18 protein-coding genes and 1 pseudogene are annotated in these 18,510 nt (G+C 73.2%); 7 read left to right on the forward strand and 12 right to left on the reverse strand.

The window, feature by feature from the left end:
- Positions 1-52: 52 nt before the first annotated feature.
- Positions 53-1,189 (reverse strand): sensor histidine kinase, encoded by a 1,137-nt coding sequence (locus ABTY56_RS06705; protein ID WP_350627245.1) that lies wholly within the window; start codon positions 1,187-1,189, stop codon positions 53-55.
- Complete coding sequence (locus ABTY56_RS06710) at positions 1,186-1,941, reverse strand: response regulator transcription factor (RefSeq protein ID WP_350627247.1); 756 nt, start codon at positions 1,939-1,941, stop codon at positions 1,186-1,188. The genes ABTY56_RS06705 and ABTY56_RS06710 overlap by 4 nt, the downstream gene beginning before the upstream one ends.
- 230 nt (positions 1,942-2,171) lie before the next feature.
- Here ABTY56_RS06710 and ABTY56_RS06715 point away from each other — a divergent pair.
- The 3 genes and pseudogenes from ABTY56_RS06715 to ABTY56_RS06725 all read left to right on the forward strand — a co-directional run.
- A pseudogene (locus tag ABTY56_RS06715) lies at positions 2,172-2,882 on the forward strand (glycosyltransferase family 2 protein); the annotation flags it as partial.
- 102 nt (positions 2,883-2,984) lie between these two features.
- The gene (locus tag ABTY56_RS06720; protein WP_350627315.1) at positions 2,985-3,512 is read left to right on the forward strand and encodes a TIGR04282 family arsenosugar biosynthesis glycosyltransferase; all 528 of its coding nucleotides are present in this window, start codon (positions 2,985-2,987) and stop codon (positions 3,510-3,512) included.
- Positions 3,509-4,177, forward strand: coding sequence for a class I SAM-dependent methyltransferase (locus ABTY56_RS06725; protein ID WP_350627249.1), 669 nt, complete (start codon positions 3,509-3,511; stop codon positions 4,175-4,177). Before ABTY56_RS06720 ends, ABTY56_RS06725 begins: the two co-directional genes overlap by 4 nt.
- A gap of 97 nt (positions 4,178-4,274) precedes the next feature.
- Here the strand turns inward: ABTY56_RS06725 and ABTY56_RS06730 are convergent, their stop codons facing one another.
- From ABTY56_RS06730 to ABTY56_RS06740, 3 genes are all read right to left on the reverse strand, one after another.
- A complete protein-coding gene (locus tag ABTY56_RS06730) occupies positions 4,275-4,937 on the reverse strand; it encodes a cytochrome b/b6 domain-containing protein (RefSeq protein WP_350627251.1) in 663 nt (220 codons plus the stop codon).
- Complete coding sequence (locus tag ABTY56_RS06735) at positions 4,879-5,592, reverse strand: molybdopterin-dependent oxidoreductase (RefSeq protein ID WP_350627253.1); 714 nt, start codon at positions 5,590-5,592, stop codon at positions 4,879-4,881. The genes ABTY56_RS06730 and ABTY56_RS06735 overlap by 59 nt, the downstream gene beginning before the upstream one ends.
- A gap of 64 nt (positions 5,593-5,656) precedes the next feature.
- Entirely contained in the window at positions 5,657-6,994 is a 1,338-nt protein-coding gene (locus ABTY56_RS06740; RefSeq protein WP_350627255.1) for a glycosyltransferase 87 family protein, read from the reverse strand.
- Positions 6,995-7,189: 195 nt separating this feature from the next.
- Here ABTY56_RS06740 and ABTY56_RS06745 point away from each other — a divergent pair, with 195 nt between their 5' ends.
- Entirely contained in the window at positions 7,190-8,305 is a 1,116-nt protein-coding gene (locus tag ABTY56_RS06745; RefSeq protein ID WP_350627316.1) for a molybdopterin-dependent oxidoreductase, read from the forward strand.
- On the forward strand, positions 8,302-8,772 hold the full coding sequence (locus ABTY56_RS06750) for a hypothetical protein (RefSeq protein WP_350627257.1): 471 nt from the start codon (positions 8,302-8,304) through the stop codon (positions 8,770-8,772). The genes ABTY56_RS06745 and ABTY56_RS06750 overlap by 4 nt, the downstream gene beginning before the upstream one ends.
- On the opposite strand, the gene ABTY56_RS06755 is transcribed toward ABTY56_RS06750, so the two are convergent.
- From ABTY56_RS06755 to ABTY56_RS06765, 3 genes are all read right to left on the reverse strand, one after another.
- Entirely contained in the window at positions 8,738-9,595 is an 858-nt protein-coding gene (locus ABTY56_RS06755) for an S-methyl-5'-thioadenosine phosphorylase (RefSeq protein WP_350627259.1), read from the reverse strand. The genes ABTY56_RS06750 and ABTY56_RS06755 overlap by 35 nt on opposite strands.
- A 142-nt stretch (positions 9,596-9,737) precedes the next feature.
- On the reverse strand, positions 9,738-10,718 hold the full coding sequence (locus tag ABTY56_RS06760; protein ID WP_350627262.1) for a zinc-binding dehydrogenase: 981 nt from the start codon (positions 10,716-10,718) through the stop codon (positions 9,738-9,740).
- A gap of 84 nt (positions 10,719-10,802) precedes the next feature.
- Positions 10,803-11,387 (reverse strand): TetR/AcrR family transcriptional regulator, encoded by a 585-nt coding sequence (locus ABTY56_RS06765; RefSeq protein WP_350627264.1) that lies wholly within the window; start codon positions 11,385-11,387, stop codon positions 10,803-10,805.
- 288 nt (positions 11,388-11,675) lie between these two features.
- Here ABTY56_RS06765 and ABTY56_RS06770 point away from each other — a divergent pair, with 288 nt between their 5' ends.
- Positions 11,676-11,915, forward strand: coding sequence for a hypothetical protein (locus tag ABTY56_RS06770; protein ID WP_350627266.1), 240 nt, complete (start codon positions 11,676-11,678; stop codon positions 11,913-11,915).
- Between the two features lie 553 nt (positions 11,916-12,468).
- Here the strand turns inward: ABTY56_RS06770 and ABTY56_RS06775 are convergent.
- Both ABTY56_RS06775 and ABTY56_RS06780 read right to left on the reverse strand, forming a co-directional pair.
- The gene (locus ABTY56_RS06775) at positions 12,469-13,221 is read right to left on the reverse strand and encodes a flavodoxin family protein (RefSeq protein ID WP_502893036.1); all 753 of its coding nucleotides are present in this window, start codon (positions 13,219-13,221) and stop codon (positions 12,469-12,471) included.
- Positions 13,222-13,607: 386 nt separating this feature from the next.
- Positions 13,608-14,705, reverse strand: coding sequence for a MerR family transcriptional regulator (locus ABTY56_RS06780; protein WP_350627317.1), 1,098 nt, complete (start codon positions 14,703-14,705; stop codon positions 13,608-13,610).
- A gap of 616 nt (positions 14,706-15,321) precedes the next feature.
- Between ABTY56_RS06780 and ABTY56_RS06785 the strand changes: the two genes are divergently transcribed.
- A complete protein-coding gene (locus ABTY56_RS06785) occupies positions 15,322-17,028 on the forward strand; it encodes an AMP-binding protein (protein WP_350627270.1) in 1,707 nt (568 codons plus the stop codon).
- Positions 17,029-17,165: 137 nt separating this feature from the next.
- Here ABTY56_RS06785 and melC2 read toward each other — a convergent pair whose 3' ends face one another.
- Entirely contained in the window at positions 17,166-17,993 is an 828-nt protein-coding gene (gene melC2 / locus ABTY56_RS06790; protein WP_350627272.1) for a tyrosinase MelC2, read from the reverse strand.
- Positions 17,994-18,043: 50 nt separating this feature from the next.
- Entirely contained in the window at positions 18,044-18,436 is a 393-nt protein-coding gene (gene melC1 / locus ABTY56_RS06795; RefSeq protein WP_350627274.1) for an apotyrosinase chaperone MelC1, read from the reverse strand.
- Between the last annotated feature and the right edge of the window lie 74 nt (positions 18,437-18,510).

The following is an 18,510-nucleotide window of genomic DNA, read 5'->3' on the forward strand; positions in this document are numbered from 1 at the left end:
GGAGCGCCGGAACGCCCGAGCGCCCGGGCACCCATGCGCCCGGGCGCTCCGGCTACCCGCGAGCCGCCGGGAGCGCGATCTCGAAGCAGCAGCCTCCGGCGACGTTGCGAACCCGGGCGCGCCCGGCGTGCGCCTCGACGATGCCGCGGACGATGGCCAGTCCGAGCCCGGCCCCGCTGTCCCCGCCCTCACCGGGATCGCGCCGCGGCGTGCGGGCGGCGCTGCCCCGCCAACCGGTCTCGAACACACGGGGGAGGTCCTGTTCCGGGATGCCTCCGCAGCCGTCGGTGACCGAGAGGACGACCGTGTCGACCTCCCGGCGGGCCGAGACGGCGACGACGCCGTCCTCGGGCGTCGACCGGATCGCGTTGACGAGGAGGTTGCCGAGCACCCGGGTGATCTCCCGGCTGTCCACCTCGACCGGTTCGGCGGCGACCTGACCGCCCTCCAGGCGGACGCCGCGCTGGCGGGCCAGGGGGTGGGCGCCGGCCAGGGCGTCGTCGACCAAGTCGTAGACGGACACCCGGGACACCGACAGGGACAGCGCGCCGGCCTGGATGCGGGAGAGCTCGAAGAGGTCGTCGACCATCCCGGTGAGCCGCTCCACCTCGGTACGGATCCGCTTGAGGTAGTGCTCCGGCTCGTCGACCACCCCGTCCTCCAGGGCCTCGGCCATGGCGCGCAGCCCGGCGAGCGGGGTGCGCAGGTCGTGGGAGATCCAGGCGATCAGCTCGCGTCGCGAGGCGTCCAGCGCCTGCTCCCGGGCACGCGACTCGGCGAGCCGGGCACTGGTGGCGGCGAGTTCCGCGCTGAGCTGGGCCAGTTCGAGCCCGAGGGGATGCGCGGGTGCGGTGAAGCCGCTGTCGCTTCCGACGGTGCGGGCGGCGGCGGTCAGGGCGCGGCTGCCCGCCACGACCTGACGTCCGAGCACGGCGGCCGTGAGCAGCGAGACCACGGACGCCATGCAGAGGACCGTGATCACCACGCCGAGGTCGTGTCCGGACAGGAACATCGCCTGGGCGACGGCGAACGTCCCGGAGGTGACGGCGAGTACGGTGACGGCGGCGACGCAGAAGAGCGAGAGCGCCATCGAGCGGCGGCGCAGCAGCCGTACGGCGACCCAGCCGAGCAGGCCGGCGCCCGTGGCGCCGAGCCCCGCGAACAGGGCGATCAGCAGCAGGTCCTTCACGCGGGGCCGTCCTTCTCGTCCGTCACGGGGTCGTAGCGGTAGCCGACGCCCCAGACCGTGCTGATCAGCGTCGGTGCGGCGGGGTCGTCCTCGATCTTCTCGCGCAGCCGGCGCACGTGGACGGTGACGGTGGACAGATCGCCGAAGTCCCAGCCCCAGACCCGCTGCATCAGCTCCTGCCGGGAGAAGACCGCCCGGGGGTGCCGGAGGAAGAACGCGAGCAGGTCGAACTCCCGGAGCGTGAGGAGGAGTTCGTTGCCTCCCCGGTGGGCCCGGCGGGCCTGCGGATCGAGGGTGATGTCCCCGGACGCCAGCGGTCCGAGGGCCGACGCCGGCGGGGCGGCGGCGCGGGAGCGGCGCAGGACGGACTGGACGCGCAGGACGAGTTCGCGCGGGCTGAAGGGCTTGGTGACGTAGTCGTCCGCGCCCAGTTCCAGGCCGAGGATGCGGTCGGCCTCGTCGCCCTTGGCGGTGAGCAGGACCACCGGGAGGTCGGCGCCGTCCTCGGAGGCGCGCAGCCTGCGCAGGATCTCCAGTCCGTCGATCCCGGGGAGCATGAGGTCCAGGACCAGGAGGTCGGGGCGGTGGGTGCGGGCCAGGTCCAGGCCTTGGTGGCCGTCGCAGGCGCGGTCGACCCGGTGGCCGGCCCGGGTGAGGTAGCCGGCGACGACCTCGCCCACGGTGAGGTCGTCGTCGATCACCAGGATGCGGGCCGGGTCCGGTGACGCGGCGGAGGCGGGGCTGTCGTTCACCTCGCCGAGGATACGAGCCGTGGCCGTCGCGGGGTGCCCCGCGGGGGCCGACGTTCGCGTTCCGTAAGATCGCGGCCCCCTTCCGGGGCGTCGGCCCCCAGCGGAACGCCGGCCTCCCGGCCCGTCGGCCCTGCCGAACGCCCGGCCCTGCCGTCGGGCGGCCCGACGTAGGACTTTCGTAAGGGCGCGGTTCGGCCACCACGGCCCCGCCCGCGCTTAGCGTGGCCGACGTGATCTCTCCGACTCCCTCATTGACGTGTGCCGATGTGGTCCTGCCGTGCCTCGACGAGGCCGGGGCGCTGCCCTGGGTGCTGGGCCGGCTGCCCGCGGGCTGGCGTGCGATCGTCGTCGACAACGGTTCCCGTGACGGCTCGGCCGAGCTGGCGCGCTCGCTGGGTGCGACGGTCGTCGAGGAGCCGCGGCGCGGCTTCGGCGCCGCGTGCCACGCCGGGCTGCTGGCCGCGACCGCCGAGCTGGTCTGCTTCATGGACTGCGACGGCTCGCTGGATCCCGCCCAGCTGCCGCGCGTCGCCGCGCCCGTGCTCGCCGGCTCGGCGGACCTGGTGCTCGGTCGGCGCCGCCCCACGGCCTCTGGGGCGTGGCCGCTGCACGCCCGGCTGGCCAATGCCGCGCTGGCCCGCCGGCTGCGGGCGAGGACGGGGGCGCCGCTGCACGACCTCGGCCCGATGCGGGCCGCCCGCCGTGACCGGCTGCTGGCGCTGGGCCTGGGCGACCGCCGCTCCGGCTACCCGCTGGAGATGGTGCTCGCCGCGTCGGCGGCCGGGATGCGGATCACCGAGACGCCCGTCGACTACCTGCCGCGTACGGGTCGTTCCAAGGTCACCGGTACCGTGCGCGGCACCCGGCAGGCCGTCCGCGACATGCGGGCCGTCCTGGCCGCGCCGCCGCCGACCCTCCTGGTGATCGCCAAGTCGCCGGTCCCGGGGCGGGTCAAGACCCGCCTCACCCCGCCCTGCACGCCCGAGCAGGCGGCGGCGCTGGCCGAGGCCGCCCTCACCGACACCCTCACCGCCCTCTCCCGGATGCCGGCCGGGCGGCGGCTGCTCGTCCTGGACGGTGAGGCCGGCGCCTGGCTGCCGCCCGGCTGGCAGGTCGTGCCGCAGTCGGACGGTGGGCTGGACGCCCGGCTCGCGGCCGCCTTCGCGCACGCCGCCCGGACCGCCCCGGACGCACCCGCCCTGCTGGTCGGCATGGACACCCCGCAGCTGGACGCCGCGCTCCTCGCCGAATCCCTTTCGCCCGCCCGGCGTGCGGGGGTCGACGCCTGGTACGGCCCGGCCGACGACGGCGGGTTCTGGGCGCTCGGGCTGGCCAGGCCCACCGAGCGGCTGGCCCGACGGTTGCTGCTGGGCGTGCCGATGTCCACGCCGGACACCGGACAGGCCGTGCTCGACCGGCTGGCGGCGGAGGGCCTGACGGTCGGCCGGCTGCCGTCGGTCACCGACGTGGACACCATCCGGGACGCGCGTCAGGTCGCCGCCGAGGCTCCGGACAGCAGGTTCGCGGCGTGCCTCCGGTCGATCGGGACCGCGCAGGAGGTGACCGGGTGACCGTCGCCGCCGAGGCGTGGGTGGACGACCCGTTCGCCGAAGCCGTCCGCGCCGGCCGGGGCCCGCTGTGGCTCCGGCGCGAGGACGGCCGCCGGATCCCGCTGGACGTCGCACGCTGGTGCGCCCCCGCCGCCGGGGCGGACCACGGGCTGCTGCTGCGCTGCACCCGGCTGACCGCGCCGGTGGTGGACCTCGGCTGCGGCCCCGGACGCCTCGTCGCGGCCCTGCTCGGCCTGGGCGTACCGGCACTGGGCGTCGACGTCACCGGAGCAGCGGTGGCCCGGACCCGCAGCCTCGGCGGGCCCGCCCTGCGCCGGTCGGTCTTCGACCGGCTGCCCGCCGAGGGCCGGTGGGGCGGCGCGCTGCTCGCCGACGGCAACCTCGGCATCGGCGGCGACCCCGGGCGCTTGCTCGCCCGGAGCGCCGAACTGCTCGCCCCGGCCGGAACGCTGCTGGTCGAGGTGGAGCCGGGGGAGCCGGACGAGCGGATCACCGTCCGGGTCGAGGGCGCCGACGGGCGCGTCGGACCGCCCTTCGCCTGGGCCCGCTGCGGTGCGACGGCCACCGCCCGGCGCGCCGACCGGGCGGGGCTCGTCGAGACCGAGCGCTGGACCTCCCACGGCCGCCACTTCCTCGCCTTCCGGAAGGTGGTCCGTCCCCGCTGACGGTGACGGGGCGGGCGTGCCGCGGGTGCTGCTCCGGCGCCGCCGCGGGTGCTGCTCCTGCGCCGCCGCGGGTGCTGCTCCGGCGCCGCCGCCGGTGCTACTCCGGCACCGCCGCGGGATCCTCGCGCGGCCACTGCGGGTGCTCCCGCTCGGCCCAGCGCCGGTCGACCAGCCCGGTCCGCATCCCGCGCCGGGACTCCGGGTCCCGCAGGGCCATGCGGATGTGCCCGACGGTGACCACGAGGACGGCCGTGGCGAGCCAGTCGTGGACGAAGGTCGCGCCGGGCCGCCAGGCCGCCGGTGCCAGGTGGGTGAGCCACATCGCCAGGCCGGTACCGAGCATCACCAGCATCGCGCCGAGCGTCCACTGGGCGTAGAGCTTCTGTCCGGCGTTGAACTTCCCCGCCGGACGGTGCGAGGCGCGCGCCCGTACGGCCCGCAGCCACTGCCGGTCCACCGGATGGAAACGGCTCAATCCGGACAGGTCCGCCCGGACCGCCCGGAAGGCCAGTCCGAGCAGCAGGGGGACCGGCAGTGCCAGGCCGCACCACACGTGCACGGTGACGACGAGCCGCCGGCGCCCGACCAGTTCGGCGAGCGGCGCGAGGTAGAGGCAGGCGGCGGTGGCCAGGCAGGTCAGCATCAGGGCGGCGGTGGTGCGGTGCACCCAGCGCTCGGCGCGGCTGAAGCGGAGCACTCGGTCAGGCGGTCGGTGCATCGTCACGTCCGTTCGAGCGGCCGACCCAGGCGTCGGTGTCATAGCCGTTCTGCTCCCAGTAGCCCGGTTCCACGGTGCGGGTGACGGTGATCCCGGACAGCCATTTGGCCGACTTGTAGAAGTACATCGGCGCCACGTACAGGCGCACCGGCCCGCCGTGGGAGTGCGGGATCGGGGCGTCCTGGAGCTTGAGCGCGACCACCACGTCGTCACGCCGGGCCTGTTCCAGGGTGAGGCTCTCGGTGTACTCGCCGTCGAAGCAGTCGAACCGCACCGCTGTGGCGTCCGCCTTGACCCCGGCGGCGTCGAGCAGGTGGGCCAGCGGCACGCCCTCGAACGGGGTGTTCGGCACCCGCCAGCCGGTCACGCACTGCACGTCCCGCACGATCCGGCGCTGGGGCATCGCCTGCAGGTCGGCCAACCGGTAGCTGCCGGGGCGTTCCACCAGCCCGTTCACCGTCAGGGTGTAGGTGTCCGGGCCCCGGGTCGGCACCGAGGCGACCACGGAGTAGTACCGGAAGCCGCTTCCCCCGGGCAGCAGGCCGGTGAGACCCGTCGGGTCCTTGCCGGCCACGGCCTCCTGGGCCTTCTGGAGGTACGGGCCGGCCGCGACTCCGGCCGCGCCGAGCCCGAGCAGGCCCAGCACCACGCGGCGGCCGACCGGCGTTCCCCGGCCCTCTTCGATCTGTTCGCTCACGCCGCCGATTCGACCAGCCCGGGGGCGATACGGCCAGGGCCGGCGCCGATTCGTCAGACTTCCGTCACTTCTGGGCGCCCACCGCCACGGCCGTTCGTTGCGTGCGGCGCTGCCGCAGCAGCGTGCCCACCAGGACGACGCACAGCGCCGTCCCGTACGAGAGCTGCTGTGCCGTCTGCCCTCCCGTCAGGTAGAGCGCCTGTCCGGCAGCCGGCACGGCCAGCCACTCCCAGCGGCCGTCGAGGGCGACCAACGCGACCACCAGCAGCCCGTACCACGGGTAGGAGGGCGCGACGAGCAGCAGCGCCGTGCCCGTCACCAGGAGCGCGCCGGCCCACGGGCGGTGCGGGTCGCCCTTGCGCAGGACGTGGATCACCACCGCCGCGAGGACGAGGGCCGCCGCCCACGCCAGGAGGCGGTCGGGCAGCAGCAGCCGGAGCAGCCCGAACCGGTCGATGTGCCCCTGCTCGTAGCCCTCCTCCCGCAGGTATCCCGGCAGGTAGCCCAGGACGGAGGTGCCCGAGGCCACCACGTACGGGAGGTAGGACAGGGCGAAGGCCCCGAGCGCGGATCCGACGAGCAGGACGTCGTTCCGGGTCGGGCGCCGGGTCAGCAGACCCGACAGTGCCCCGGGGAGGGCCAGGGCCGGCAGCAGCTTGGCCGCGACCGCGCCGCCCAGCAGGAGCCCACCGCGGAGCGCTCGCCCGCGCGCCGCGCAGCCGAGCCCGGCGACCATGAGCAGGGCGCCGAGCGTGTCCACGTGCGCGTCGTTGACCGCCCACACCGTCACACCGGGGAACCACGCCCACAGCGCGGCCCGCCACTTCTCCCGCCCCACCCTCAGCAGGAGCCCGGTGGTCGCCACCGCGAGCACCGCCCCGCCGGCCTGCACCCCGCGCACCCCGCCGCCGAACGGGTGCACCGCGACGAACCACGCCTGCGCCACCGGCGGGTAGATGGTGTGCACGGCCGGCCGGTTGATCCGGGTGCAGTCCCCGGCCGCCGTGCGCCGCTCGTCCCAGCCCGAGCAGCCGTCCCCCACCGGGAAGAGCCCCGGATCGCGCAACCGCGCCAGCGCCGGATCGTCGGGCGTGTGGGCGTAGGGCGAGATCCCGGCCGCCTGGACCCGACCGTCCCAGACGTAGCGGTAGGCGTCGTCGCTGCTCCGCGGCGGCGCCAGCAGCCCGACGGCGGCCATGGCGATGCCACCGGCCAGGACGAGCGGCACGACCCGGCCGGCGGGCACCTCGCGCAGCAGCAGCACGGCGACGGCGAACAGGGCGACGTCGAGGAGGTACCAGCCGGGGAGGGGGAGGAGGCCGTTGCGGGCGACGGTCAGGGCCAGGGCGGTGACCAGGGCGGCAAGGGCGAGGAGGCAGGGCAGGACGGTACGGGAGATCACGTCGCCCACCCTCCCACCGGCCCGCCTCGCAACCCCCGGTGGCGCCATCGACGTTCGGAATCCGTAAGCACGTCGGAGCACCGGCGGGAGGTGCCGGGGCGCTTCGATGGACGGGTGGAAACCGAACCCGCCGATTCCGGCACTCCGTCCCCCCGTCGCCGCTACGACCCTCCGCTGCCCGCGCCCCCCGCGTTCCTGCGGCGCGGGCCGCTGCGCGAGGGGGCGTTCACCTCGCCGCTGCACGAACCGCGGACCGTGGTCGTCGTCGGCCGCTGGCTGGGCGCGGCCCTCCTGCTCTGCTTCCTGACCGGTCTGACCAGCCACCTTCTCCAGGACCCGCCCGGCTGGCTCGCGCCGCACCTGCCCGCACGGCCGGTGAACGGCTACCGGGTCACCCAGGGCCTGCACGTGATCAGCGGCCTGGCCGCGATCCCCTTGACCGGTGCCAAGCTGTGGGCGGTCTACCCGCGGCTGTTCGAATGGCCGCCGGCGCGCAGCGTGCTGCACGCCCTGGAGCGGCTCGGTATCGCCGTCCTCGTGGCGGCCGTCCTGCTGGAGGTGTTCACAGGCCTGCTGAACACGCTGCAGTGGTACCCGTGGCCGTTCCCGTTCCGGCAGACCCACTTCTGGCTCGGCTGGCTGGCGACCGGCGGACTGCTGGTCCACCTGTCCGTCAAGGCACCGCTCATCGTCGCGCACTGGTGGCGCCGGGCCGCCCCGGTCCTGGCGCAGCGCCGCGCGTTCCTCGCGGCGACCACCGCGGCCGCCGGTGCCGTCACCCTCGTCACGGCCGGACAGAGCGTGCCCTGGCTGAGCGGCCTGGACCTGCTGGCCCCGCGCCGCCCCGACATCGGCCCCCAGGGCCTGCCGGTGAACCGCACCGCCGCCCAGGCCGGCACGGTGACGGTGCCCGCCGACTGGCGGCTGCGGGTGGACGGGCCGCAGCCGTACGAGCTCACCCTCGCGGAACTCGGCGGACTCCCGCAGCACTCGGCGGAGTTGCCGATCGCCTGCGTGGAGGGCTGGAGCGCCTCGGCCCGGTGGACCGGGGTCCGGCTGGCCGACCTGGTGCGGCGTGCCGGAGCCCCGCCCGGCTCTGCGGTGCGGGTCACGTCGCTGGAGGCCGGGGGACCGTACCGGGTGATGGAGATGCCCGCGTCGTACGTGGACGATCCGCTCAGTCTGCTCGCCCTGCGGGTCAACGGCGAAGTCCTGGCGGCGGACCACGGTTTCCCTGCGCGGGTCATCGCGCCGAACCGGCCCGGCGTCCTGCAGACCAAGTGGGTCGCACGTATCGAGGTGATCGTATGACCACCGGTGTCCGCGCTCTGCTGATGGCCGCAGGCCTTGCCACGATCGGCTACGGCCTGTCCGGGCTGCTCGGTGACCCGTACATCACCGACCCGCTGGACATCCTGGCCTGGGCGATCGGCGCCCTGGTGCTCCACGACGGGCTATGGGTGCCGCTGGTGTGCCTGCTGGGCGCGTCCCTGGTCCGCGGGCCCGTGCTGCGCGGCTGGCTGGTCGTCGCGGCGGCCGTCACCGCGGTCGGCCTGCCCGCCGTGCTGCGGGCCGACGACGACCACGGCAACCCGTCGGTGCTGCCGCTGCCGTACCTGCGCAACTGGCTGCTGGTGCTGGCCGCCACCGCCGGCGTCGCGCTGTTGGTCGCGTTCGTCGGGCGGTGGCGGCGTCGGGGCCGGGCGGTCGTCAGGCGCCTGGGACTCCGGGACTGGGCCGTCGTCAGGCGCCGGGGACCCCGGGGAGGCCGGTGGTGAGACCGTCCAGGGCGTGCGGGCAGGCGCACTTGCGCAGGAGCGGCAGTCGCTCCAGGGCCTTGAACAGCACGGTGCGCAGCCGGTCGACGTTGCGGGCGAACGCCGCCAGCACCTCGCCGTGGGTGACGCCCTCGCCGCTCTCCACACCGGCGTCGAGATCGGTGACCAGGGCCACCGAGGTGTAGCAGAGCCCGAGTTCGCGAGCCAGCACCGCCTCCGGGTGGCCCGTCATGCCGACCACCGACCAGCCGTTGGCGGTGAACCAGCGGGACTCGGCGCGGGTGGAGAAGCGCGGGCCCTCGATCACCACCAGGGTGCCGCCGTCCACCGGTTCCCAGGCGGCCTCCCGGGCGGCCTCCATCGCGGTCCGCCGCCCCGCCGGGCAGTACGGGTCGGCCATCGACACGTGCACCACCTCCGGTACGGTGCCGTCCGGCAGCGGCAGGCCGTCGTAGAAGGTCTGCACCCGCCCCGAGGTCCGGTCGACGAACTGGTCGGGCACCAGCAGCGTGCCCGGCCCGTACTCCGGCCGCAGCCCGCCCACCGCACACGGCGCCACCACCTGCCGCACCCCCAGGGAGTGCAGCGCCCACAGGTTGGCGCGGTAGTTGATCCGGTGCGGGGGAGTCCGGTGGCCGCGCCCGTGCCGGGGGAGGAAGGCGACCCGGCGCCCGCCGACCTCCCCCACGAACAGCGCGTCGCTCGGTTCGCCGTACGGCGTCTCGACGCGCACCTCGGTCACGTCGTCCAGCAGTGCGTAGAGCCCGGAGCCACCGATCACACCCAGCTCGGCGCTCGGCAGGACGTCCTGGTCGACCGTCATCCCGGTCCACCCTTCTTCTCGGGAACAACCTCCCCGTCACTGTAGGAACGGACCGTGCCGGAACCGGGGCGCCAGGCCTTACGAATCACGAACGTCCCGCACACCGCTGCTGCGGCGCAGCGGAGGGACGGCCTCGTCGAGGTCAGCCGATGACGACGACCATCTTCCCCAGGGCCTGGCCGGCCTCCATCACTCGGTGGGCTTCGACGATCTCGTCGAAGCGGAAGGTCCGGGTGGGGCGGGCCCGGAGTGCGCCGGACTCGACCAGGGCGTAGATCTCGTCCAGCGGAACGTCCGAGAGCGGGAAGGCCGGGGTCCCCAGAGCGAAGGCGCTGCCGAAGAAGCTGAGCCGGACTCCGCTGGGCAGGTCGGCGATCGGGTCGAAGTCCGCCACCGGTGCGAATCCACCGAGGAAGCCGACCTGGCAGACCCGCCCGCGCGGCCCGACCGTGCGGAGCGAGTCACGGAGCACCGTGTTGCCGACGATGTCGAGCAGCGCGTCGACGGCGAGGCCCCGGCGTTCGGCCTCCGCGGCCAGCTGCCCGTCGTCGATGAGCACGTCGGAGGCCCCGAGTTCCTTGAGCAGCGCCGCGTGTGCGGGGTTGCGGGTGGTCGCGAGGACCGTCGCGCCGTGGTGGACGGCGAGGTTGACGGCGGCCTGCCCGAGGGAGGAGGTCGCGCCCCGGACCAGCAGGGTCTCCCCGGCCTCGAGGGCGAGGTTGCCGTGCAGGGCGCTGTACGCCGTGGCGTACACCTCGGGCACCGCGGCCAGGTCGGCCCAGGGCAGGGGCGAGTCCACGGCCACCACGTTGGTCGCGGGGACGGTCACCAGTTCCGCGTAGCTGCCGTTGCGGGTCCGTCCCATGCCGCCGAGGATCGCCACCACCTTCGTCCCGACGGGGAGTTCACCCGAGGGGTCGGCCTCGACGAGGCCTGCGCACTCGATCCCGGTCACGGCGGCCACCTCGCCCCAGGCGCCGCTTCGCATGTACGCCTCGGCGTGGTTGAGGCCGAACGCCTTCACCCGGATGAGGACCTCGCCGGTGGCGGCCACCGGGTCGGGCAGTTCCGTGGCGGTGAGGACCTCGGGGCCGCCGTGGGCGGATATGACCATGGCCTTCATGTCCGAACCTCATTCTTGAATAGTCATTCATCTATAGGGCCGACGAAAGGGCCACCGCGTACGGTGGCCCGAAACCTCGTGCTGTCAGGAGAGCGCGACGAAGGCGTTGTCGACGATCGCCCGCAGCACCGCCTCGTCGGGATTGGCCTTGCCGACGACCATGAGCCCCTGACACGTCGCGACCAGCAGCTTGGCGCTGCCCGCCGCGTCGAGCGAGGCCCGCACCTCACCCCGGCGCACGGCGTTCTCCAGGGCGTGGGTCATGCACCGCTCCAGGCGCGCCAGGTGGCCGCGCACGACGGCCGCCGCCGCGTCGTCCTCGGCGGCGTTCTCGATCGCCGTGTTCACCAGCAGGCAGCCCTGGCGCCCCTCGGGGCCGAGCAGGTCGCGCACCAGCCCGTCGAAGTAGCCCCGCACCTCCGCCACCGACGCGCCCGCCGCCTCCAGCTCGCCGAGCTTCCGGGGCACGACCAGCTTCGAGTAGCGCTCCAGCGACTTCACGAAGAGCGCGTGCTTGCCGCCGGGGAACGCGCTGTAGATGCTGCCGGGCTTCACGCCCGTGGCCTTCACCAGGTCCTCGATGGACGTGGCCCGGTACCCGCGCTCCCAGAACCGCAGCATCGCCTGGTCGAGGACGGTGTCGGGGTCGAACTCGCGGGGTCTGGGCATGGGGGAACCATACATGAATGCTCATTCAAGAACAACGCCCTCCGCCGTCCGCCCCGCGGGTGTTCAGGAGTGCTCGGGGTTCTCGGCATCGAAGCGGCAGCGGAAGGACGCCTTTTCGACAGCGGACTCGGTCGGCCACCCGGCAGGCGCTGTCGAAGGAGTAGGAGATCGTCGGGTCTCCGGGCGCAGTCGCCCCGGGGGTGTCGCGGCTGCGCTTCCGTGACGGAGGGGCGCCACTTGGATACCTTGAGTGATGATTCGTGCACCTTCGAAGCGTGGGAGTCCATCATGACCGTCGAGGAACTCGCCAAGTTCTACGCCCTCCTGACCATCCTGGAGCCGCAGACGCAGACCTGTGTCCAGGCCGCGCGTCTTGCCGAGGCGGGGACGGCGGGCGAGGGGGACACTGACACCGCCGTGGTGAAGGAGCTGAAGACGCACGCCGACAAGATCGCCGCAGAGCTGGCCTCGGTGAGTCCCGAGAAGCTGCAGCGCAAGGCGGCGGCGATCGCCAAGTTCCTCGGGTAACCGGTCGTTTCACTCGTTGGCCCGTCGGCTTCGTTCGCCGACGGGCCAACGCGCGTGCGGAGGGCGGGGTATGCGGCGGCGCGGCGGTCGTCCCCGAGGGCTGGGGTGAGGTGGACGTTGGCGACCATGCCGAGGACTGTGACCAGGGTCCGGGTGAATCATCATTGGTCCCGCCGTTGTGCTCGGCACCGGTCGGTGGTCTGTCGGGAGGGCGCGCTCCTTCGCCGGTCCGAGGGTGGGCATGGCGATGTCGGCCGCCGCCTTGGTGGTCGGGCAGGTCGCCGCACGGCGGGCCCATCCGACGGTGGCGGGATGTCACACGCTGCCGAGGGCGGCGGTGAAGTGAGCTGCGCGACGGGTGTGGCCGGCCGCCAGGAGCCGGCTGACCTCGCCGGGGCGCTCCTGGGGTAAGGGCAGCATGGGGCGTGGCCGCCGTTTCCACGGTGGGCGGCGGCAACGTCAGAGGTGAAGGACTCGCGCCACAGGACGGGTGCGGCGACGGATTCCCGCTGGGCATGCGGGTTGATGTCGCAGAGGACCCCGGGCCGGTGGTTCAGCGGTGCTCGGGGTTCTCGAAGTCGAAGCGGCAGCCGGCGTCCCACTCGGAGCGCTGGTTGCCGTGGGCGGGGATGCCGCCGGCGTCCTTGAGCATGCGGGCGAGGTGGAGGAGGTTCCAGGTCATGAAGGTGGTGTTGCGGTTGGTGAACTCGTTCTCCGGCCCGCCGGATCCGGGGTCGAGGTAGGACGGGCCGGGGCCGGCCTCGCCGATCCAGCCCGCGTCGGCCTGCGGCGGGATCGTGTAGCCGAGGTGCTGGAGGCTGTAGAGCACGTTCATCGCGCAGTGCTTGACGCCGTCCTCGTTTCCGGTGATCAGGCAGCCTCCGACCCGGCCGTAGTACGCGTACTGGCCGGCCTCGTTGAGCAGGGAGGAGCAGGCGTAGAGGCGTTCGATGACCTTCTTCGTGACGGAGGAGTTGTCACCCAGCCAGATCGGTCCGGCGACGACGAGGATGTCCGCGGCCATCACCCGGCGGTACAGGGCGGGCCATTCGTCGCTCTCCCAGCCGTGCTCGGTCATGTCGGGCCAGACGCCGGTGGCGATGTCGTGGTCGACGGCGCGGATGACGTCGACCACGACCCCCTGGCGCTCCATGATGGCGCGGCTCACGTCGATCAGACCCTGGGTGTGGCTGCGCTCGGGTGAGCGTTTGAGCGTGCAGTTGAAGATCAGCGCGCGCAGGTCGGAGTGGGGCGTCGAGGTGTCCGGCACGGGTGCGCCTCCGGCAGTCGGGTGGGCATCGGGCATGGGTCCCGGACACTCCACCAGGCGCGGATGCCTCGCGTGGGCGAGGACCGGTGGACACGCGACACGTGTCCACCGGGCGGGTGAAGCGGTTGCGGCGCTGCCTCGCACTGAGGACCGGCCCGCCCCCGACGGCCCGGCCCGTCAGGCCGACCCCTCGCCGACACCTCCCGGGGCCGTGCCGGCTTCCTCGCTCCAGGACGCGATCCGGACCGTCTCCTGCAGTGATGCGCGATCCGGGAGCGCCCGTCCGGGGTCGTCCGGTTTCGACGTGGCCGTCGGTCGATACCGGCTGGACACCGCAACGAACTGACGACAGCTGAGCACGAGAGTTCACCAGTAGCCCCCGTGATCGGGTCGGCGCCCCAGCCTGATGAACGCGCCGCGGTTCAAGCTATGAGCAGGCGCAGGCCGAGATCTGCCGAGTCGAGGTCGGCGAGCTCGCTGTTGCGCTCGGCCCACCGGCCGGAGTCGAGGTCGTCGCTGAGGCTTCGTACCGCCCGCTGCTCGGCCTGCGGCCCGACCCTCGTCCACACCGACATCGCACGGCGCACGTGATCCTCCAGATACGCCCCCGGGCGGCGCCAGTACGCCTCGAACAGGCCGTCGGCGCAGTCCCACGGGATGGGCACCGGCTCAGCGCGGGCGCCGATCGCGTCGACCATCCCGGTAAGCGAGGGAAATTCTGCGAGGACGGCGGCGAACTCGGGCAGGTAGTCGCGGGTGAGCCAGAACCGGTCCTGCCATCCGGGCTCGTCGGTGTCGAACGTGAGCACCACCACGCGGCGGGCCACGCGCCGCATCTCGCGCAACCCCGCTATCGGGTCCCCCCAGTGGTGAACGGTGGAGACGGCCATCGCGACGTCGAAGGAGTGGTCCTCGAACGGCAGGCTCTCCGCGGCGGCGGCCACGCACGGCGCCGAGCCGGCAGGCCGCTGCCCCCGCATGACCGCCGATGGCTCCACCGCGGTCACGTCGCGATCAGCAGGCTCGTAGGAACCGGTGCCGGCCCCGACGTTCAGCACCGTCTGCGCGTCCCCGAGGGCGTCCCAGATCTGCGCGGCGATCCGCGGCTCGGTCCGCCGTGTCGCGGGGTAGGCGCCACCGATCGCGTCGTACAGCCGTGCACCGAGCATCTCCAGTTGCTCCTCCGGTGTCACCGTCAGTCCCTTCGCCCGTGCCTCAAGTTCCCTGTCGATGGCCGTCACCATGGCGTCAGCGCGATCACGCCGCTCCAGCAGCAGGCCGCGCAGTCGGCGCAGGTGCGCGACCGCGTCGGTGGACGGGTCGCCGACCAGTTCGGCAACCTCCCGAAGCCCGAAGCCCAACCGTCGATAGGCCAGCACCTCCCGCAGCCGCTCCACGTCGGCCGCCGAATAGGCCCGGTACCCGGCCGGGGTCCGCGTCGACGGTCGAACGAGCCTGATTTCGTCATAGTGATGCAGCGTGCGGATGCTCACGCCGGCCAGCTCGGCCACGCGTCCCACGGTCCAGTGATCTTCCACGGCACCGACTATGGAGCCTGACGCCACGTGAGGGTCAAGAGCCGGCGTTGGGTCCGGGCGGCGGGACACCCCCTACGCGTCACCACCACCCCTGCGGTCCGCTGCGGGCTCCTCGCCCGCCGCCGGCCCTGGCGGACGTCCGGCGGGGCGAACCGGACCCGGCCGCGCTCCACGACCGGATCACCCGGGCCGGCGGACCCTGGTGCTGTAGCCCGTGCCACAGGCGATCGACCGAGCACCCACTCGACCGCCTCCTCCCGGCCTTCGAGCGGGCAGGTGAGGTGAATCACAAGGCGGCATCGGCCGTTGGTTGAACGACGGGGTACGGCGATACGTAAAACTCGCCCGACCGGCCTTCCGCCGGCCCCCACCACCGGAAGGCCCCGATGCCGTGCTCGTCCTGAGCAGGACGGATCTGCTCCCGGACGTTTCGCGCGCCGGCAGCCGTTCCTCACCCGCGGCGCCCCGCGTGCAGTCGCTCGGCGGGGCGGCGTCGGTGGTGGCACGGATGTACGCGTGGACCCGTCAGCCGTGGACCCGTCAGCCGTGAACCCGTCAGCCCTGAACCCAGTGATCCCCGAAACAGGAGCAGATTGCCGTGACGACGAAATCCGCCACCGAGTCCTACCGTGCAGCGCGCGACGCACTGCTCCGGACGGCCGGCAGCCACGAGAGCGCACTGGAGGAGTTCCGGTGGCCCACGATCGAGGGGAGGTTCAACTGGGCCGTCGACTGGTTCGACGTCATCGCTCGCGGCAATGACGCGACCGCGTTGTGGATCGTCGAGGAGGACGCCCGCGAGGCGCGGTACAGCTTCGACGACCTCGCCCGCCGCTCCGACCAGGTGGCCCACCACCTCGCCGCCCACGGCGTGCGGCAGGGCGACCGGGTGCTGCTGATGCTCGGCAACCAGGTCGAACTGTGGGAGTCGATGCTCGCCGTGATGAAGCTGGGCGCGGTCATCATGCCGACGACCGCCGCCCTGGGCGCCGCCGACCTGGCGGACCGGATCGAGCGGGGCGGTGCCCGCCACGTCGTCGCCAACGCCTCGGACACGGCCAAGTTCGAGGAGGTTCCCGGCCCGTACTCGCGCATCGCGGTCGGTGATCCGGTGGCGGGCTGGGTCCGCTACGACGAGGCGTACCGCATCGACGCACCGGCGCCGTTCGAGGCGCGGACCTCGGCCGAGGACCCGCTGCTGGTCTACTTCACCTCCGGCACCACCAGCCGGCCGAAGATGGTCGAGCACACCCAGGTGTCCTACCCCGTCGGGCATCTGACGACGATGTACTGGATCGGTCTGCGCCCCGGCGACGTCCATCTCAACATCAGCTCTCCCGGCTGGGCCAAGCACGCCTGGAGCTGTTTCTTCGCGCCGTGGATCGCCGAGGCCACGATCTTCGTCTTCAACTACACGCGCTTCGACGCCGCCCGCCTGGTCGAACAGGTGCACCGGGCCGAGGTCACCACCTTCTGCGCCCCGCCGACCGTGTGGCGGATGCTGATCCAGACCGACCTGTCGGCCGGAGCGGGCTCGCTGCGTGAGCTCGTCGCGGCCGGGGAACCGCTGAATCCGGAGGTCATCACCCGGATCGAGCACTCCTGGGGGCTGACCATCAGGGACGGCTTCGGGCAGACCGAGACCACCCTGCTCGTCGGCAACACGCCCGGGTCCCCGGTCAAGCCGGGGTCGATGGGCCGTCCGCTGCCGGGCGTCCCCGTGGTGCTGGTCGACCCGGTCCGCGGAACGCCCGCGGACGAGGGCGAGCTCTGCCTCGACCTCGCCGAGCACCCGCTCAACCTGATGACCGGCTACCTCGGGGACCCGGAGCGCAACGCGGAGGTGACGGCCGGAGGCTACTACCGCACCGGTGACGTGGCCGTGCGGGACGCCGAGGGCCGGATCACCTACATCGGCCGCAGCGACGACGTCTTCAAGGCCTCGGACTACAAGATCTCGCCGTTCGAGCTGGAGAGCGTGCTGATCGAGCACCCGGCCGTCGCCGAAGCCGCCGTGGTGCCCGCCCCGGATCCGCTGCGCCTGGCCGTTCCGAAGGCGTACGTCGCGCTCGCGCCGGGCTGGGAGCCCAGCCGGGAGACCGCACTGGCCGTCCTGCGGCACGCGCGCGAGAACCTGGCGGCGTACCTGCGGGTGCGCCGGGTCGAGTTCTTCGAACTGCCCAAGACCATCTCCGGCAAGATCCGCCGCGTCGAACTCCGGGAGCGGGAGCGGGAGGCGGCGGACGCGGGCACGGCCCTCGGCCGGGAGTGGCGCGACGACCAGTTCCCCGAACTGCGGGCCTGACCGGCCGGACCGCGGCACCGGCGCGTGAGGGACGCGCCGCACCCGGATCCCGCGGGCTCCGGCCCACGGTCGAACGCCCGGTGAGGGGCGGCGTCGCCGGGCGCCGCCCCTCCGGTCCCCGGCCCGTACCGGCCGGATCAGTACGCGTTGTCGTACGTGTAGAACTTGGTGTGGTCCAGCAGGTCGGCCGGGGTGACGTCGTTCCACGGCTTCATGGTGTCGTTCAGGGCGACCACGTTCCTGGTGCGGCGGACCGGCTGGTAGCTCTGGCCCGGGTGGCGGCTCTGCCAGGCGGCCCACAGACGGTCGATCATGCAGTGGTGCATCCAGAACACCGGGTCGTTGGGTGACATTCCGGTGCTCATGGTGCCGCCGACCCAGACGTGCACCCGGTTGTGCACGTTGACGCCCGTCCAGCCCTCCAGGTTGTTGCGGAAGCCGGCGCTGGAGCTGTTGAACGGCGCGGCGTCGTACGTGGCGATCCCCAGCGCGGTGTCCACGTCGGCCTTGGTCGGCAGGTCCTGGCCGCCCTGGCCCAGCCGGCGGATCAGGTAGTTGCGGGTGTCGGGCCTGACGGTGAGCGTCCAGTTGCCGGAGCTCTGCGCGAACGGGCCGGTGGTCACCCGGCCGCCGGTGCCGGTGCCGTCACCGCCCAGGAAGTCCGGGCCCCAGAGCGAGGAGGCCGGGGCGCGGTCGGTGGTCCAGTCCCAGTACGGGAGCGTGACGGTGGCGTCGATCTCCTGCAGTGCCCGTTCGAAGCGCAGCAGGAAGCTGCGGTGCCAGGGCAGGAAGGACGGCGAGCGGTGGCCGGTGCGCTCGGTGGTGTCGTTGTCGCTCATGATGAAGTCGTTGTGGGTGCTGACGAACGCGTCGTACGCACCGCGGCGCTTGAGTTCCAGGACCGCGTTGACGAAGGCGCGCTTCTCGGCGGGCGTCAGGGTCGCCTGGCTCTTGCGGACTGCCATGGTTCTTCCTTTGAGGGTGGTCTGTGCGGAGGCCGGAGTGCGGTCCGGAATCAGGCGGCGAGCGGGGCCAGGTCGGCGCCGTCCAGGGAGGTGACGGCGGCCCGGACCAGCGCGCGCGGCGTGGTGAAGGTCTGGTAGTGGTTGATGACGCTGATCCAGGTGCCGTCCGCGTTGCGCATCATGTGCAGTTCGCGGCCGTCGATCAGCACCATGTAGCCGCTCATCGCGTGGTGGCCGTCGCCGGACATCGGCATGCCCTGGATGCGGCGGCCGCGGAAGATCTCGTCGAAGCTTTCGCCACCCTCAGTGTCGGCGCCGCTGGCGGGTGCCACGGCGGGGCCCGTGAGGCCCAGTGCGACCGTGCCCGCGGCGACGGCCGTCGCGACGACGGCGCCTTGCAGCATCCGTCGGCGGGTGATTTCGGTGGTGGTGTCTTCGGACATGGCAGTGCCCCCCAGGTGGAGAATGTGAAGAACTTTCCGTGCCCCCCGTTCTTCGCGGACCGGTCGGCAGCGTC

Origin of the sequence: Kitasatospora sp. NPDC097691, assembly GCF_040302665.1 — a bacterium.
In the GTDB taxonomy this organism is placed as follows: Bacteria; Actinomycetota; Actinomycetes; order Streptomycetales; family Streptomycetaceae; genus Kitasatospora.

Coding starts and splice junctions, on each gene's coding strand:
- ABTY56_RS06720 (WP_350627315.1), top strand. CDS start 2,985: ATGCCGGCCGGGCGGCGGCTGCTCGTCCTGGACGGTGAGGCCGGCGCC.
- ABTY56_RS06730 (WP_350627251.1), bottom strand. CDS start 4,937: ATGACACCGACGCCTGGGTCGGCCGCTCGAACGGACGTGACGATGCAC.
- ABTY56_RS06750 (WP_350627257.1), top strand. CDS start 8,302: ATGACCACCGGTGTCCGCGCTCTGCTGATGGCCGCAGGCCTTGCCACG.
- ABTY56_RS06755 (WP_350627259.1), bottom strand. CDS start 9,595: ATGACGGTCGACCAGGACGTCCTGCCGAGCGCCGAGCTGGGTGTGATC.
- ABTY56_RS06760 (WP_350627262.1), bottom strand. CDS start 10,718: ATGAAGGCCATGGTCATATCCGCCCACGGCGGCCCCGAGGTCCTCACC.
- ABTY56_RS06765 (WP_350627264.1), bottom strand. CDS start 11,387: ATGCCCAGACCCCGCGAGTTCGACCCCGACACCGTCCTCGACCAGGCG.
- ABTY56_RS06770 (WP_350627266.1), top strand. CDS start 11,676: ATGACCGTCGAGGAACTCGCCAAGTTCTACGCCCTCCTGACCATCCTG.
- ABTY56_RS06775 (WP_502893036.1), bottom strand. CDS start 13,221: ATGCCCGATGCCCACCCGACTGCCGGAGGCGCACCCGTGCCGGACACC.
- melC2 (WP_350627272.1), bottom strand. CDS start 17,993: ATGGCAGTCCGCAAGAGCCAGGCGACCCTGACGCCCGCCGAGAAGCGC.
- melC1 (WP_350627274.1), bottom strand. CDS start 18,436: ATGTCCGAAGACACCACCACCGAAATCACCCGCCGACGGATGCTGCAA.